The following is a 17,245-nucleotide window of genomic DNA, read 5'->3' as shown; positions in this document are numbered from 1 at the left end:
TTTTGATAATAATCTTATATGCAACAGGTTATGAAAATAAGAGAGGTATTTTTGAAAAATAGTGTTTTTGCTATCATAGTTTTCTTACTTGCTGTCATCATTAGCTGTTCACAATATGGCTCACAGAACTTAACCCCCAACCAGCCTGCCGCTCGAAATGGCAATAACCAGAACGGCGATGAAATAAACGCGGCTGATATTATCATTGAGGATAATTCGAGCCTGCGGTCAGATATACGCGAAGCGCTGGGCGAATCGGAATCATATTATACCGATGGGGTTATCTATTATCAGCAAAATTCACTGGATTCATCTCAGGCAGCTTTTGAGGCGGCTTTGCTGGTTTTATCCGAGCTTGAGTTTGATGCTGAATATTTCCCGACGGAAGCTCAATGGATGGAAACGCTTTTAAAAGAGATAGAATCTGATTATCGTCTAACATTGATGACATCGGGAGTGCTTTATTCCGAAGGCTCGGCGGCCGCTTTCCGCGACCTCTTTTCTGATATTAAGAATTTCAAAGATTTAAAGGAATCCGGCAAGTTTCATCATTTCGAGAAAGATTCTGTTGTTTATGATGTGCCGATTGTTTTCAACGAAAAAGTCGAGAACTCGTTAGCATATTTGCAAACAGTGGCTCATGATACATTCGAGAAATATTTAAGCCGCTCCGGACGGTATATGCCATTAATGGAGCAAATCCTCAGGGAAGAAGGCATACCGCATGATATAGTATATTTGCCGTTGATAGAATCCGGGTTTAATCCTCATGCTTATTCGTATGCCCGAGCAGTAGGTTTCTGGCAGTTTATTTATGCAACCGGCAAAAGATATGGGATGAAACGCAACTGGTGGTATGATGAAAGACGCGATTTTGAAAAATCCACTCGCGCCGCTGCCCGCTATTTAAAAGACTTGCACGATGAATTTGATAGTTGGGAATTAGCCTTAGCCAGTTATAACGGCGGCGAGGGAAGAGTTAGAAGAGAGATTAGAAAACGTAAAACAAGAGACTTCTGGAAACTCAAATTATTAAAGCAAACCCGCAATTATGTGCCGCTTTTTATGGCGGCTGTCATTATTGCCAAACAGCCTGAAAAATACGGTTTCTTTCCAACTTATGAAAAGCCTATCTCATGGGAAACTGTCGAGGTCTCCAAGTGCATGACATTCGGCAATATCTCAGCCAAATCAGGCATATCAGTTGTCGACCTTGAACTTCTGAATCCCGAACTGCTAAGAGGTGCAACACCTCCAAATTACAAAAACTATAAGCTGAAAGTTCCGGTAGGCACAAAAGATAAGCTTCTGGCTGCCTATGCCGAAATCCCCTCTGAGAAAAATACTAATTGGGTCAGGCATAGAATCAGACGAGGCGAAACCGTTTCAACAATCGCCAGAAAGTACGGCGTTTCTATGTCATCGATTATTGCGGCTAATGATATCAAGCGTCCATACAGGATTTATTCCGGCCACACTTTAATGGTGCCCACTACTAAAGGTTCAGGAAAAATTTATTCATCCCGTGGAAGCAACGTTGTACCAAATGGTTCCGGCTTTTATCATGTCAAAAGAGGCGAGACTTTATGGGAGATTTCCCGCGCTCACAATGTGAGCTTAAGCAGTTTGAAAAAAGCCAATAGTCTAACATCGAACAGAATTTATCCGGGAAGAAAGCTGATTATCCCCGGCAAAAAGGGGAATCAAAGAAACGCCAAGAGTTCTAATAATGTCTATATTGTCAAACGAGGAGATTCATTATCTAAAATGGCTAAAAAGTTTGGCGTGCCTGTTAAAGCTATTAAAAAACTAAACAGGTTAAAGTCCAACACTATCTATCCCAATATGAAACTCAAGATTCCACAAACTGGTTCAAGTAATACTTTAGCATTAAATAAAATTTCTCCAACAGTATATAAAGTCAAAAGGGGCGACAATCTTTGGGAAATTGCCAAAATGTTCGGCGTTACGATTCAAGATATTGTAGAATGGAACAACATTTCCAATCCCTCAAAATTGACAAAAGGCAAAAAATTAAAAATTTATGCTCGGTAACTTAAGAAATGATTTGACATTAGCCAGAGGTTGATTTACATTTCACTCCAATTATGGCCAGTACTCGCAACATCGTATTGTGGATAGTCATTGCCAGCGTAGCGGCGCTTTTCGTTATTATGATAGGCGTTTCTATCTGGAGCCTGACCCACAACTATACAGGCATGCCGCTTGTCTCGGTTGGCGATAAGGTTGCTCTTATCGAAGTTGAGGGTATTATCGAAAGCTCAGAGGATATTGTCCGTCAGTTGAAAAAATACAGCGATGACAGTTCTATTCCTGTCATTGTGCTAAGAATTAATTCCCCCGGCGGAGCAGTAGCGCCCTCACAGGAAATATACGACCAAATAGTTAAAGTTCGGAATGATGGCACTTATGTTGTTGTATCTATTTCATCGCTGGCGGCTTCCGGCGGATATTATATTGCCTGCGCAGCTGATACCATTATAGCCAACCCCGGCTCATTAACCGGCTCAATTGGTGTTATTTTCTCATTTTACACGTTTGAGGGGTTGATGGACAAGGTTGGAATGCAGTTAGAGGTTGTCAAGTCTGGTGCTTTAAAGGATGTTGGCAATATGTCGCGGGAGATGACCCAGAAAGAACAAGAGATGCTTCAGACGGCGATTGATGATGTTTATAATCAATTTGTTTTAGCTGTGTCGCAATCGCGCAATCTCGATATTGAGCAAGTTGAGGATATTGCTGACGGGTCGATATTTACAGGCAATCAAGCCCTTGAGCTTGGCTTGGTTGATAAACTGGGCGGACTTGAGGATGCTATCGTATTAGCTGGCGAGATGGCCGGCTTGGGAGATGATCCAAAAGTTGTAAAAGAATATCAGCGCCGTCCGGGTCTAATGGATTATTTAGCGCAAAAAGCCGCCGTTTTATTGGATATTAGTATCTCGAAAGAAACATGGCCTAAATTGGAGTATATCTATAAATAGTTGAGTTTAGTGGATTTATGCCGATATACGAATATAATTGTAAACAGTGTAACAGTGATTTTGAAGAGTTGGTGAGAGGAAACGAGGAAACAGTCTGCCCCTCATGCGGGTCTTCGGAAATTGAACAGAAGCTTTCAGTTTGCGGTTTTAAGTGTTCATCTGTGTTTGTCGGATCAACCGGTTCAAGTTGCAGCGGATGTACTAAAAACAGTTGCAGTGGATGTTCTAGTTTGACTATAAATGGAAGAAATTAAATAGGAGGATTGAAATGACCAAAGCTGATCTGGTTGAGCAAGTTGCTGAAAAAACCGGTTTGACAAGAACCGATGTAGCGGCAACAGTTGATAGTTTACTTGATGCAATTAAAAAAAGCTTAGAAACCGGTAAGAATATTGAAATCCGTGGTTTTGGCACTTTCAAGATTAAACCCCGCAAAGCTCGCAAAGCGCGTAACCCAAGAACAGGTGAGGAGGTACCAGTTCCCGACAGAAAGATTCCAGTTTTTAAACCCTCAAATGAATTTAAAAACCTAGTTATGAATTCTGAAGCGAACAGAGTATAGTTGTATGCCAAGTGGTAAAAAACGTAAACGTCATAAAATAAAAACACATAAGCGTAAAAAAAGATTACGGAAAAACCGTCATAAAAAGAAAAAAGTATAAAGCTTTTTAAGGTTTTTTATTCATAAAAGTTATATAGTTCGGTTATTCAGCGAGACTGTTTAGGGTTGGGATAGTTTATCAGAAGGAAAATATTTTTAAACCTGAATTTTGCAGTATTTGCAGTAGATGTATAGTTTTCTTTAAAACTTGTTGGGGGGTTCCTGTCAGGCGGCTCTCGGGGATGTATACTTGATTGGTAGCTATAAAATATTTGGCAGAAGTAAGCCGCCGCGGTTTGCCTTACCGCTATAAGGTTTCCCTAAGAGGTTTGGCAACCAGTGGGCGTATGCAATACGCCCCTACGCGTTAATATGATACAAGTTGTCATCATTACCAGTTTCGCGCACAGAAGTGCTCTTGCACGAGGGCATATACCGCCAACATCATATAGGTGATACTAATCTTGTAAAAGCGTTTTGATAATGAGCTTACTCCGGTGGAGCATCGTTTAGCATAGCTTTGATTTTCGTTTTTAAAACATCAGGTGCTTTTTTCTTGAAACAACTCCTTTCAACCATTTTCTGAAGAGCTATTTCGAAATCGTGATGCTTGCGGCAATATTTGCACAACTTGATATGCTCCTCAATCTGAAATGAAGATACCTTATCAAGCTGCTTATCGATATATTCATAGAGCATTCGCAGGACATCTTCGCATTTAATCATGCTTACCCCTAATAATGCCCTTTTTCTTAGCAAATTCATATAGCTGCTTCTGTAATAGTTTACGTCCTCTAAAAATTCTTGATTTCACTGTTCCCACGCTTATCCCGAGGATATCGGCAATTTCCTGATAATTGAATCTCTCTATATCTGATAACAACACTGCTATACGAAATTGTTCCGGAATATTTTCCAAAGCCTTAATTATATCATCAGAAACATAGGCCTTCAATATCTCTGTTATAGCGTCGCCATCTCTGGCTTCGGCTTTATTAGCCGGCTGGAATTGCGGTTTTAATTCATCGATTAGAAAGAAATTCTCGATATCCTCAAAATCCACCTGGTTCGGTTCTTTCTGGTCTTTACGATATTTAGTACGGAAAGTGTTGGTTAAGATAGTGATAATCCAAGCTTTAGCGTTAGTGCCCTCTTTGAAATGGCTGAAAAAGCGATATGCTTTTAGATATGTTTCCTGAACAAGATCATCGGCATCATTGGGATTGCGAGTCATTCGTAAAGCCAGATTGTACAGATTGTCCATAAGCGGCAGGAATAGATTTCCGAACTTGCTTTTTTTGTCTTGATTTTTATTTGTTTCACTCATAATATGTAATCATGATATTTACATCATTTAATAGGTTAATATGATAATCGACAAAAGTCAAGTATTTAAAATAGGTCTATATAGTACATTATCTTCAAGTTTTATTCCCTTTTTATTGGTTCTTATATGGATGCTTTTCGCTTTAGAGGCCAAAGCCGACAGCCAAAAACACTGGGTATATTTTAAATCTAAGGGCACCGGTCAAATAGCAGAAATTTCGGAAAGAGCCGTTGAACGTCGACAAAAACGCGGCGTATCGGCAGTTTATACAGATTTAGACGTCTATCCCAATAAAGCTTATATCAATCAGCTTGAGTCATTGGGGCTGAAAGTTCATCATGTTTCGCGATGGCTTAATGCGGTTAGTGTCTCCGGCGGCAGTTCCGCTATAATCCAAGCCGGTGAATTGCCTTTTGTGAAATCGATAAAACGGGTTGCCGCCTATTCAAAAGTACGGCTTGAATACATTGAGGACAGCCATGCAAAACCATCAACCCCTCCCCTGCTTTCTGATGAATTCACTGATATTGATTATGGCGGTTCGTATGTTCAAATACATCTATGCCTGATAGATTCGCTTCATGCAATCGGTTACACGGGCAAGGGCGTACTAATCGGCATGATGGATACCGGCTATAAGCTTGATCATCCCGTTTTCCAGCCAATTATTAACAGCGGTCGATTAATAGCAACCCGGGATTTCATCAATGGCGGCAGCAATGTTGGCGGCGAGGGCGCTCAGGAAAGACATGGCACCTCGACATTTTCGGTGATAGGAGGCTTTGCCGAGAGTTCGCTTATCGGGTCGGCGTTTGGAGCTGAATATATGCTTGCGAAAACCGAGATTTTGGATAATGAAATCGAGGCCGAGGAGGACAACTGGATTGCGGCGGCTGAATGGATGGAGCCGTTGGGCATCGATGTTATTTCAAGTTCGGTTGGTTATTATGACTGGTATGACACGACTATTTTGACCGGCGACAGTGCCGCTATAACCATAGCCGCAGATATAGCCGCCTCGCTGGGTGTAGCAGTAGTGAACTCAGCAGGCAATGAACGGGGCAATGAGTGGGGAACTATTATCCCGCCTGCCGATGGCGACTCGGTGATTGCAGTTGGCGGCGTTAATTCGAATGGCGATTTATATTCTCGTTCCTCTCCGGGACGCTCTTCATGGGACAACATTAAGCCTGATGTGTCGGCGATGGCATCCTCTGTAACGGCGGCAAATTACTTATCGGATGGATTTAATCTAACCAACGGCACATCAATGTCGGCGCCGGTTGTTGCCGGCGGTGTGGCATTGATACTTGAGGCACATCCCGATTGGAACCTCGATAAATTATATAATGCGTTAAGAATGACCGCCAGCCAGGCAAACGACCCGGATACGGATTTAGGTTATGGTATTCCCAATATGTTTGATATGTTCGCAATCGATGGCTTTTTCACTGTAGAATATCCAAATACTGCGGTCTATAAGGGCGATACGGTCGAGATTGCCATCGCCTTGTTTGATTCGCTTTCATCGGCGGGCGGCGAACATGATATTATCATCGAATCATCAACCGCAGAAATTATAGGCAATCCAATAGGTACGGATACACTTATTCAGAAAATATATTTCCCTCTGCCGGGAGTTCATGAAATAGTTATTTATGATAATGTCTCAAGGCAATCTAAGGTTATTGAATTTAATGCCTATAGTTCGGTCAAAATTAATTTTACGGCGGTACCTAATCCTGCCAGCGATTCGGTAATATTTTTATTTGAATTATCACAGCCGGTTAGTGTTGACATTATGATTTTCAATGTCGCCGGCGAAAAAGTTAAGACTATAACCATAGATGAAAATTCCACTTATGAAGGGCTAAACAGAAAAACATGGCATGCCGTCAATGATTCGGGCAAAAAAACAGCCTCCGGTATTTATCTTGGATATTTATACACCGAGTTTGGCAGCGAGATTATAAAGTTCGCCATTGTTAAATAATGAAAAGGGCTTTACAATTTAAAACAGTACTTTCGTCTCTATATAATATTTAGATAAATTAGAGATGCCGTATTCCGATAGTTATACCGTGAACAATAGAATAACAGCTTTGATTATTGACTGCCATCGAAACTCTAACAAATTACAGTCTAAAATATTGCAAGATATATTAACCAACTTTACAGTAGTTATTAAATACAATATCGAAAGCGCTATTAATGAAATAAAACGCAATAATTATGATGCTATTGTGTTCAATGAGGATTACACGAAAAAAGAGACAGAATATTTACTTAAAGTTATTAATAATCAGATTCATGTGCCGCATGTAATATTTGTAAAGGATAAGACTATTGTTTCGGGAAAGTATCGTTATGACATTAAAAAAGGCATAAGCTACATTCCCCGCAATTATAACTTCGAGGAGACTATAGTTGCGGCATTAATTAATGCGAAAGAATTGCAGGAACTTATCAAAGAGAATCGGGATCTTGCAAATAAATTAAAGCGAAATAATAATATAGATATCTCCGATTTAATTCTATCATATAATCACGAAATCAATAATCCCTTGGCGGTAATTCTCGGCAATACACAACTTCTATTGAGGAAATGCCAGACGGAGAAAAATGTTTATATAACCAAGAAATTAAAAGAAATCGAAAAAAGCGTATCTAAAATCCAGAAATTTATATTAAGCCTTAGCGATAATATAAGTCAATCATCCTCAGATAATAATTATGAAGATATTAAATCGATATAAAAGAAACAAACTATTCTTGTTATCAAGCGCTTCTTTGCAGCAAAAGAGCATCCGCGATGGCAGCTGATACCCTACATATCTAATAAAGCTTCTCCGCGTCGTCAGGGACCCTTTCGCGTCGTCAGGAATCCTTTCCTGACGACAAACGCGTTTATGCGACCAAACACAGTTTTTGTTGAATCATAAGCAGTAATTGGCAGGTCTTGTCCGGCGCGGCGGACTGCCCTACATATCTAATAAAGCTTTTCTATTGTAATGCCCTTGTAATATGTTTTAAGAATCTTCTCACAGGCGACTCCATTCCTTGCCCTGCCTATAGCGCCGCACTGGCACATGCCTATCCCGTGGCCGTTGCCTGCGCCCACTAACTCTAATGCGGCGATACTGCCCTGCGATTTTTTTACCCTGTAGGTAAATCTGGTTGAGGGCAATATCGAACCCGGGGCTGAGGGACGTTTTAAAGCCCAGCGAATCTGGTCATTTTCGACTTTGAAAGTGCCGGTAGTGGTTTTCACTTTCAACTCTACCATTCTGCCGATGGAATTGTCCTTTTTAAATTTTATCGATTGGATTTTACCGAAACCCTTGCGAGGCAATTCGCTTTTCTGTCCGAAATACTTACTCAGGTTTTTTTCGAGGTCGGCGGCGCTAAAATCCTCATTCCAGAAAAATGTTTTAGCCCACTGGCAATAATCGCCATCCACAACGCCTCTAAGGTAGGGGATTTTTCTACTGTCCCATATTTTTTCGATAGGAGCTGTCGACCCCCCGCATACAGCATGATAATAGGCGGCTATCGGCATTTTATCATAAGTCATAATCAAGCCCTTGGTTTCCTCGACCGCCTTGTTTAGCAAGTCAAGTTCTGTGCTTGCCCCAAGGTAAAGCTGGTCGTCGATGGAGTTTTTCAGGTGCTTATCATCCGGCTGGGTTGACAGCCGCCAGACAGCATAGGTTCTGGCAGCGATAGCCTGAGCTTTAACAGCCTCGTACTCAGCCTCGCTTCTATCACCGATTTCTCCCGGCAGAACACCTTTAAGATACAGCTCTATGTCTATAAGGTTAAATATTCGCAGGTTGTCGGATGAATTAGCATCAATATCACATTCGATATTGCCGCGGTAGCAATTACCGTCAAAATCTAAGAATACATTTGGAAACCTCGGACGAAACAAAACCGAGGATAGATTTGCCGCCAGAATACCGTTATTATCCAGGATTGTTATCCCTTTTCTGTTTTTATGAATATCTATATCGGATGAGGTATAATAAATTTCAGCGCGGCTATTATCGCGATAGCATTCAACAATCATCTCGCCGGATGAGCTAACTGCCAGGCTGTCATAAGCTCCCAATTTGACTCTTATTTGCCGGTCAAATTCAAATTTTATAGGCGGCTTCTCTTTGGAGAAAGCAAACGATTCTGAATTGAGCAGGCATATAGCCGCCGCTATGATAAAAATCAGCTCTGGCAGATTTTGCCAAGCACAACCGCCTTTTGGGCGCCTGTAATATTTTTCAACCGGTACCTGTTCGAGCATAACGCCTCATTAGCTAAAACCGCAAAACTTATCGCCTCAAGATAATCCATATCAAAACCATAGTCAATCGAGGCGGTGATTTTTATTTGTTTAAACGCTTGCGATAACGCATCCTGGAAATAATTATTCTTAGCTCCTCCCCCGCTTATAATAATCTCATCGAAGTTGAGTTTATTTATCTGCAGGCAATATTTTACTGCCTCAATCGTAAATTGCGAAGCAGCGGCTATAATATCATATTTATTTAACCTTTTCTTTCGGCAAACAGACAAAAAATCTTTGGCAAATGCTTTACCAAAAGTTTCCCTGCCGGTAGATTTTGGTCCCTTTATGGAGAAGAACTTTCGGTTGAGCATATTTTTTATGATTGAATAATCAACCTTTCCTTTTAATGCTAACCGTCCGTTTAAATCATAATCTTTTTCATAAAGTTTCTTAGTTAGATAATCGACAAGCATATTCCCAGGACCTGTATCACAGCCAAAGATTTTATAATCATGCTTATCAGGGGCAATATGGGTTATATTAGCGATGCCGCCAATATTGAGCATTCCTATATTTTTATGTTTCTGTCCAAACAGGATAGCATTGACTATAGGGGTCAGCGGCGCGCCCTGACCGCCGGCGGCTGTATCGGCAACCCGGAAATCGCCCACTGTGATGATGCCGGTGCGGACTGCGATACGCGCCGGCTCGGCAAGCTGGCAGGTAATAGTCCCCCATTTAGTGTCCGGCATATGGCGGATTGTTTGGCCATGCGAGCCGATTAAATCGATATCATCGGTTTTCAACCCGGCGGATTTTATTGCTTTAAGCGCCGCTTTCGAAAAGAATTCAGCCAGCTCTATATCAAGTTTAAGCCATTCCTCAGCATCTCGATAATCAGGCTCGGCATATTTTTTTATTTTCGACCTTAGTCTCTTATCAAATTTATATAGGCGGCCTGAGATAAATTTTACCCTGCTTTTAAATCCGCTGCCTGATATTCTGATTATAGCCGTATCCACGCCATCGGCAGAGGTGCCGCTGTTTAGTCCGATTATCGTTTTCTGTTTTAGTTTTATTTTATCTTTAAGACAAACTTTCTTTGGCATCTCTAATTCTTTCAAGCGCGCGTTTGTGGCCATGCTTTTCCAAAACCGATATATTATTCTCTAAATATGAAATAATCTCATTATACCGGCTATGGTTATGGCAAATTAATGCCATGTCATGTCCGGCGCACAATGATTTTAGCGTTATCTCCGGCAATGAGTCTTCGCTTTTGAGAGCACCCATGCATAAATCATCAGAAATGATAATTCCCTCGAAACCTAAAGCCCGCGCCAGACCCGTAGTTTTAACAGAAAAAGCCCCGATTTTATCATCGATAGCGGTCATCAACAGATGAGTGGTCATCAGCATATTAACACCGGCATTGATGCCTGCTTTGAAAGGCACAAGATCGTTCTCTCTGATTCTATCATAGGGCAGGCATGACACCGCTGTCAATTTATGCGGGTCGTTTGTGGATGAACCCAAGCCGGGAAAATGTTTTAGACAACATAAAATGTTATTCTTTGCAAATCCTTCACAAAATGAAATGCAGTACTCGGATGTTTTTAACGGGTCAGCTGAAAATGTTCTATCCTCAAGTGCAGCATTAAGCGGTGAATACGAAATGTCGGCAACGGGGGCTAAATTGAGATTGATATTGTATTCTTTAAAATCCCTGCCTACATTTTCGCAATCTGATTTCAACTCATTCGCTTTGCCATCATATTCTGATGGTTTTGCTAAAAGATGAAAGAACTTTTTTAAGCGGCGGATTCTACCACCCTCGAAATCGATTGCAATAAACGGCTTTATTTCGCAGGCATTGTATATGCTGTTTATTAATGCTTTTAGTTGATTGGGGTTTTCGCCGTTGTGGTCGAATAGAATTATACCGCCAATTTGTTTTTTTGATAAGATGCTGATAACTGAATCGGTTAGATATGTTCCCTCGATACCAAGTATAATTCTCTGGCCGGGGTTCATTGCATAATCTTTCTTGTTTTTCCCATTTTCGCTGGCGGCACTGTGCTAACTTGATTACGGCCATTGTTTTTTGCTATATACAGCGCCTTGTCAACTTTTTTAAGCAATTCACTTGAGGATTTTAAGCCATCGGGGAAAATAGCGGCGCCAATAGAAACAGTAATCCTGAGGTCGCGCTGACCCTGAGAATTCGTGAAATATGATTCTTCAATCTGCACTCTGATTCTTTCGGCAATAACAAGCGTGGATTCAACATCAGTTTGCGGTAAAATTACCATAAATTCCTCGCCGCCGTAGCGGGCAACAATATCAACATCGCGAACCGAATACCTGATAATGTCGGTAATTTCCTTGAGAATAACATTGCCCGTTTCGTGCCCTTGGGAATCATTTATTTTTTTAAAATGGTCGCAGTCAACCATCAAAAGCGATAGATTTTGATGGTATCTGTCCGCTCTCCGAATCTCCTCTGAGAGCTTATTTCTAAAATACCTGTAATTATACAATCCTGTTAATTCATCTATTATAATCAGCTCCTGCATTTCCCGGTGAAGCCAAGCGTTATCGATAGCAACAGCGGTAGCATTAGCAAAAACATTGAAGTTTTTTCTTTCTTTCCCTGTGAAACCGTCTTTATTCATTGATTGCAGTTGTATAAGTCCAATAACCTTGCCATGAGAAATCAACGGTAGTTCGAGCATTTGGGCCTCGTTAACATAAAATACTCCTGTTTGAATCTGACTGCTTTTAAAGCTGCTTTTCTCAATATCAGCGGAACGAAAATCTGAAATCGGGATAGGTGGGTCATAAAACGATTTTTTAGTATTATTCAATTCAGCATAAACAAACAGATTATCTCTGTTTATTTTCGACAGAAGCACCGTACACCTATTCACATTTAGCAAATCCTCGGCAATAATAAGTATTTCTTTTAACAACTGTTCAAAATCGAGGATTGAAGATAACGCGCGGGTTGTTTCATATAGATTTTTCAGCATTGATTGAGATGATTCAAGCTCCCAGGTTCTTTCATTTAATGTATCTAATGTTTTCAATAGCTTTTTTTGCGATAGATTCATGCTGTATGATAATATAGAACCAATACCGGCAGTTAGCCAGATATAAGCGGTTCTGGCTGATATATTAAGAATCGAGTTGTTTCCTGCAGCAATATTGTCTCCTGCTATTAAACAAGCTGAAAAAAAGGATGCTGTTAAAATCACCTTCCAAGTTGGGAGATAAATTGAGGTTAACGCAATTAGAAAATAAAGAGCAACAAACAATTGACTATCGCTATCACCGCCAAATTTCATAATGAAAAATATAAATAGACCATCCCAAAAAGATAATGCAAATATTATATTTTGCCATCTGACTTGTTTCTTAGTCATTATCCAGTAAAGAATAAGATTTAAGACTAAATATACTAATGATGATTTAATTATAATGGAAGTTTCGGAATGTGTATTAGTCTGTAAAAACAGAAATACCATCATAAGAGTAATAATTACCCCTTTTGTGGCGAAATAGATATTTTCAGATTTACCGCTAAATGTCATAATTTATTACCATCTGGTATAATATCGACATATACCGGAATATGTTAAGAGCAAATTTAATTTCTATTTTTTAAAGACCACTTTTAGAACAGGCGGCGTAACGAGAGTTGTCAAAATAACCATGATTACAACGGCAGACAGGGTATTAGTATCAACGACCGGTTTGCCATCAAGAATCATCTTCGACCCAATACCGGCGAATATTAAACCTACTTCTCCGCGCGGAATCATGCCTATACCGACAACCCATCTATTTAAGCCTTTCTCGGTTAGCGTACCGAGAGAGCAAACCTGTTTGCCTATGATGGCGGCAATGGTAAGCACAAGAGCGAAGCCAAGTATTGAGATATTTCCAAAGCTTATCAGGTCAACTTTCATGCCCATGTGAACGAAGAAAATGGGCACTAAAAAGGCAGCAATTGGTTTCAGTAATTCATCTAATTGCGTTTCTCCTTTTTTGGTCAAGTCTTTATAGTATACATCCTCAAGTATTAAACCGGCGGCAAAAGCGCCGACAATAGGCGCCAGCCCAACAAGTTTGGCGATATACGCAAACAGGAAACAAAACATGAGCGAAAAAGTTATTAATAGTCCGGAGCCGCGCATCTTTGCCACAAAATCGAATAGTCTCGGCGCCAAAAAAGTACCAATAGCAATCGAACCAAATATGAAAACAAAGGCTTTGGCAACAATAAACAAAACCATACCGCTAGAGGTGCCTGAACCGCCGGCATTTGCCGCGGCGATAATGCCTGTACAAATTGACAATATCACTAAACCGAGAACGTCATCAATAACAGCCGCGCCAAGAATTATTTTCGATTCGCGGTATCTTAGCCGCCCGATATCCTGTAAAACCCGGGCGGTTATGCCAACTGAGGTGGCGGTTAGAGTCGCGCCTATGAAAACATGAACATAAATAGATTCATCGGGCATAAACATCGCCGAAACTCCCCAGCCTAAAAGAAACGGAGTAACAACTCCCAATATTGCAACAAGGAAAGAAACCAAGCCAACTGACATCATTTCTTTTATGTTTGATTCAAGACCAACCTCGAAAAGAAGGATAATAACGCCTATTTCGGCAAATATCTCGATTGTAATATGATGTTTGATATGTTCAAACCCTCCAAACCCAAGCAGATATAGATTGCCTAAAATTACACCGAATATAAGTTCGCCAAGAACTGCCGGCTGATTTACTCTTTCGCATAAATCGCCGCCAAGCTTAGCTGCCAGAAGGATAATTATCAGCGAAATAAGTATTGAGGCAAAATCCTCATTGTCCTGTTCGGATTCCTCGGCAGGCGCGCTTTCCGAACCGGCATGCTCTGTCCGGACGTTATGATCTGCTTCATCAAGGGGATAAGCTTCAGTGGTAATTTGAACTTCCGTTGAATCGTTACTGCTTCCCGAATCATCAAAAACCTGAGCCATCGTTTGATACACAAATAAAGTAGTAAGACAAATAATGAGCAGTGTCAGCTGTTTTTTCATTTTCAACCTTCCTTCTTATTTTCAGCATTTTCAGTAAATGTTTGGCAATAATATAATACAAATGCAAGCATGGCAAGATATTTATATAATCGGGAAATTTTTAAAAATTCTTATTGACATTGGTTTAAAAGTTAAATTAATATTAATATTAGAAACATATTTAGCGAATTAGATAATGGTTTTTATAAAGAATTAAATTCAAGGAGGTATTTTGTGTTTAAAAAAATAGTCATAATACATGTGTCAGTCTTAGTATTGGCTTTTGTATTATTTTACCAATGCAGCCAGAAGGCTAAAGATATTACCTACACTACGAAATCGCCTGAAGCAAGGAAGCTATTCCTTGAGGGGCTGGCCAAGGATGATGCGTTTTACGAGGAAGAGGCAGGAGAGCTTTTTAAACAAGCGATTGAAGCTGACCCGGAATTTGCTATGGCTTACTATCACTTGGCTTTATTAGCCGCGACAACCGCTGATTATATTGATCGTTTTAATAAAGCGGTTGAGCTATCCGGCAATATTAGTGAACCTGAGAAGTTGATTATCCATGGAGCCAAGGCGATTTTTGATGAGGAAATGTATGAGGCGCGGGAATGCTTAGAGAAATTGGTTGAACTTCTGCCCGAAGGCAAGCGAGCCCATTACTTGCTTGGCAATTTTTATTTCAACCGCAATGAATGGGCATTATCGGAAAGCGAATATCAACAATCGATATTATTAGACCCTGAATTTGCGCCCGCTTACAATATGCTTGGTTATGCGCTTTCAAATCAGGATAAATACACTCAGGCTATTGAGGCGTTGAAGAAATACGCCAAACTTCAGCCTGACGACCCTAATCCGCATGATTCAATGGGCGAGATTTATTTGATGATAAGCGATTATAATAACTCTATAAAGAGCTACAACAATGCCTTAGAACTTGATCCCGATTTTATTATATCAATCGCCGGATTGGGGCATAATTATTCGTTTCTAGGAAAATATAATAAGGCGAGAGAAAAATATGAATTGATTTTTAAACATGCCCAGAATGAGGCTGATACAAATACCGGTTATTATTGGATAGCAGTCTCGCATATCATTGAAGGGAATTATCAAAAAGCCATAGATGTATTAAAAAAACGGCTTAAATATTCAAAAAAGACAGGTAATTTATATAGTGAAGCCAACACCCGCAATATGATAGCCTTTATCTACTATGAGAAAAGCGAATTCAGCAAGGCCTTAAAAGAAACTGCGGCCCTGCGCAAACTAAGCATGAACCCTCAAATCCATAACAGACTAAAAGAGCAATATCTGCGTAATTGCAGTTATACAGAGGCATTGGTTTATGCCAGCCAGAATAGGAATGATTTAGCCATAGCGAAAACCGCCGAATATGAGAAATCAGTTAAAACTTCTAATAACCCAAACTTGGAGAAAACTCTTCATGGCCTTAAGGGCATAGTCTATTATTGGAATAATGAATACGAAAGCGCTATTGATGAGTTGTCGCAGGCAGATTCTCAAAGCCAGTATCCCAAGTATTATTATGGCTTAAGCTACCGGAAATCCGGCGATGAAAAAAGAGCTAAGGATATTTTTGAGGATATTGCCAAATTTAATCGCAATGATTTTTATTATGCCTTTGTGCGGCCTAAAGCAGCAGGTTGATATTATTATAGATTTTGCAGGATAGGGACTTATACGATAATGATTAACATACTCTCCCGAGCTGTCTTTTCGTATTTTCGTATTTTGGTACACTTTTCGACTGCTTTTTACACTACCGGCAAATAATTAAATTAAAAAAGTCTGCAGATTAAATATCCGCAGGCTTTAAATTTTAATATGACATCAGCTTAATGGCTTGTATTCAGCTCGTTATCGTCATTACAATGTCCGGGACCGATTTCCCCTTCATTGTAATCTTCGAATGTTCCTTTCCACTCATTAACCATCTGTCTATCTTTATTATAAAGATCACCCCAGTCATTCCAGTCGTAATCGGCAAGGAAATCATCAGCTTCATCTATCAAATCGACAATATCCTCATCACTGGCGCCGTTAGCAATATTAAGCTTGGCAGCTAAAAAATGAGCGTAAAGCCCGGTAATACCGTTTGAAGGATGACCATATTCATGCTGTTGCAGGATATTATAAGCTGTCTCAGCAGTCTCAATATTCAAGCTTTTATCACCGTCTTCATTACCCAGCCATAACGGCAAAAGTTCGGCTGCCAGGTCATCTTGCGGACCCATGCCGGTGTGGTTTTTCCAGAAACCCTTGTCATAAGTACAATCGTCATCTTCCATCATGTACAAACCTGCATCCCGGGATATGTCTTCTGTATCCTCTTCGAGCGTGAAACACATAGTCATACCGGTAAGCGGATCAGGATCGCTATCGATTGCATCATCATCACCTTGATCCTGCGGTGAAAATGCATAATTCTCAGGAGCGACAAATTCAAGTAAATATTCACCGGCTTCAAGCTCCTCAAAGGCGTAAAAACCGGCTTCATCTGCAACAGCAGAGGCAATTAGATTCTCTTCGCAATCATACAGGTTGACATTAACATCACTTAATCCCATCTCAATATCTTCTTGAATTCCATCCATGTTTTCATCAAACCAGATATAATCGCCAATAGCTGCAGTCTGCAATGCTGAGTTGGGACTATATGATTTTTGCTGCGACTCATGGCTGTTCGGTATGGAAGCATCCTGACAGCCATTAATCAGAAATACCATCAGTGTGACAACCAAAAACAGTTGACCAATTTTTCGCATTTTTTCTCCTTTTTATTTTACATCTTAAAGTTATTATTATCTAAGTTTAAATTCAATATATATTGTTATTCACTACTGTCCGGCTTTTTTATAGAGTTCTTAAAATAATACCCAACAATCGAAGCTTGCTTATTTCATAACCCATAGAGCAGCGGGATGTTGGGCG

The 17,245-nt window shown here is 40.2% G+C and carries 15 protein-coding genes; 7 read left to right on the top strand and 8 right to left on the bottom strand.

From position 1 onward, the window contains the following. The first annotated feature begins 30 nt into the window (after nt 1-30). From J7K40_09145 to J7K40_09130, 4 genes are read left to right on the top strand one after another with little or no spacing between them, the layout of a single operon-like run. Nucleotides 31-2,055 (top strand): LysM peptidoglycan-binding domain-containing protein, encoded by a 2,025-nt coding sequence (locus J7K40_09145; protein ID MCD6162562.1) that lies wholly within the window; start codon nt 31-33, stop codon nt 2,053-2,055. Between the two features lie 53 nt (nt 2,056-2,108). Next, nucleotides 2,109-3,005 carry a signal peptide peptidase SppA gene (gene sppA / locus J7K40_09140; GenBank protein MCD6162561.1) on the top strand — a complete coding sequence of 299 codons (897 nt, stop codon included), beginning with the start codon at nt 2,109-2,111 and terminating at the stop codon, nt 3,003-3,005. Between the two features lie 17 nt (nt 3,006-3,022). Then, nucleotides 3,023-3,259 (top strand): zinc ribbon domain-containing protein, encoded by a 237-nt coding sequence (locus tag J7K40_09135; GenBank protein MCD6162560.1) that lies wholly within the window; start codon nt 3,023-3,025, stop codon nt 3,257-3,259. Between the two features lie 14 nt (nt 3,260-3,273). Then, entirely contained in the window at nt 3,274-3,567 is a 294-nt protein-coding gene (locus J7K40_09130; GenBank protein MCD6162559.1) for an integration host factor subunit beta, read from the top strand. 528 nt (nt 3,568-4,095) lie between these two features. On the opposite strand, the gene J7K40_09125 is transcribed toward J7K40_09130, so the two are convergent. Both J7K40_09125 and J7K40_09120 read right to left on the bottom strand, forming a co-directional pair. Continuing rightward, on the bottom strand, nt 4,096-4,332 hold the full coding sequence (locus J7K40_09125) for a zf-HC2 domain-containing protein (GenBank protein MCD6162558.1): 237 nt from the start codon (nt 4,330-4,332) through the stop codon (nt 4,096-4,098). Next, nucleotides 4,325-4,933: a sigma-70 family RNA polymerase sigma factor gene (locus J7K40_09120; protein ID MCD6162557.1), complete on the bottom strand. Its 609-nt coding sequence runs from the start codon at nt 4,931-4,933 to the stop codon at nt 4,325-4,327. The genes J7K40_09125 and J7K40_09120 overlap by 8 nt, the downstream gene beginning before the upstream one ends. 40 nt (nt 4,934-4,973) lie before the next feature. Here J7K40_09120 and J7K40_09115 point away from each other — a divergent pair, with 40 nt between their 5' ends. Continuing rightward, nucleotides 4,974-6,926, top strand: a complete 1,953-nt coding sequence (locus J7K40_09115; GenBank protein ID MCD6162556.1) for a S8 family serine peptidase — start codon at nt 4,974-4,976, stop codon at nt 6,924-6,926. A gap of 157 nt (nt 6,927-7,083) precedes the next feature. Next, nucleotides 7,084-7,689: a HAMP domain-containing histidine kinase gene (locus J7K40_09110; GenBank protein MCD6162555.1), complete on the top strand. Its 606-nt coding sequence runs from the start codon at nt 7,084-7,086 to the stop codon at nt 7,687-7,689. 233 nt (nt 7,690-7,922) lie between these two features. On the opposite strand, the gene J7K40_09105 is transcribed toward J7K40_09110, so the two are convergent. From J7K40_09105 to J7K40_09085, 5 genes are all read right to left on the bottom strand, one after another. Continuing rightward, the gene (locus tag J7K40_09105; protein MCD6162554.1) at nt 7,923-9,230 is read right to left on the bottom strand and encodes a SpoIID/LytB domain-containing protein; all 1,308 of its coding nucleotides are present in this window, start codon (nt 9,228-9,230) and stop codon (nt 7,923-7,925) included. Further along, nucleotides 9,152-10,324 (bottom strand): anhydro-N-acetylmuramic acid kinase, encoded by a 1,173-nt coding sequence (locus J7K40_09100; GenBank protein ID MCD6162553.1) that lies wholly within the window; start codon nt 10,322-10,324, stop codon nt 9,152-9,154. Before J7K40_09100 ends, J7K40_09105 begins: the two co-directional genes overlap by 79 nt. Beyond that, nucleotides 10,302-11,249 carry a glycoside hydrolase family 3 protein gene (locus J7K40_09095; GenBank protein ID MCD6162552.1) on the bottom strand — a complete coding sequence of 316 codons (948 nt, stop codon included), beginning with the start codon at nt 11,247-11,249 and terminating at the stop codon, nt 10,302-10,304. Before J7K40_09095 ends, J7K40_09100 begins: the two co-directional genes overlap by 23 nt. Next, a complete protein-coding gene (locus J7K40_09090; protein ID MCD6162551.1) occupies nt 11,246-12,808 on the bottom strand; it encodes a sensor domain-containing diguanylate cyclase in 1,563 nt (520 codons plus the stop codon). Before J7K40_09090 ends, J7K40_09095 begins: the two co-directional genes overlap by 4 nt. A gap of 63 nt (nt 12,809-12,871) precedes the next feature. Beyond that, nucleotides 12,872-14,305: a cation:proton antiporter gene (locus J7K40_09085; protein ID MCD6162550.1), complete on the bottom strand. Its 1,434-nt coding sequence runs from the start codon at nt 14,303-14,305 to the stop codon at nt 12,872-12,874. A 213-nt stretch (nt 14,306-14,518) separates the two neighbouring features. Here J7K40_09085 and J7K40_09080 point away from each other — a divergent pair, with 213 nt between their 5' ends. Further along, nucleotides 14,519-15,961 carry a tetratricopeptide repeat protein gene (locus tag J7K40_09080; GenBank protein ID MCD6162549.1) on the top strand — a complete coding sequence of 481 codons (1,443 nt, stop codon included), beginning with the start codon at nt 14,519-14,521 and terminating at the stop codon, nt 15,959-15,961. 188 nt (nt 15,962-16,149) lie between these two features. On the opposite strand, the gene J7K40_09075 is transcribed toward J7K40_09080, so the two are convergent. Then, entirely contained in the window at nt 16,150-17,079 is a 930-nt protein-coding gene (locus J7K40_09075) for a hypothetical protein (GenBank protein ID MCD6162548.1), read from the bottom strand. Between the last annotated feature and the right edge of the window lie 166 nt (nt 17,080-17,245).

The organism is Candidatus Zixiibacteriota bacterium (assembly GCA_021159005.1).
Taxonomy (GTDB): Bacteria; Zixibacteria; MSB-5A5; order UBA10806; family 4484-95; genus JAGGSN01.
This window is presented reverse-complemented; position numbering and strand designations above follow the sequence as displayed.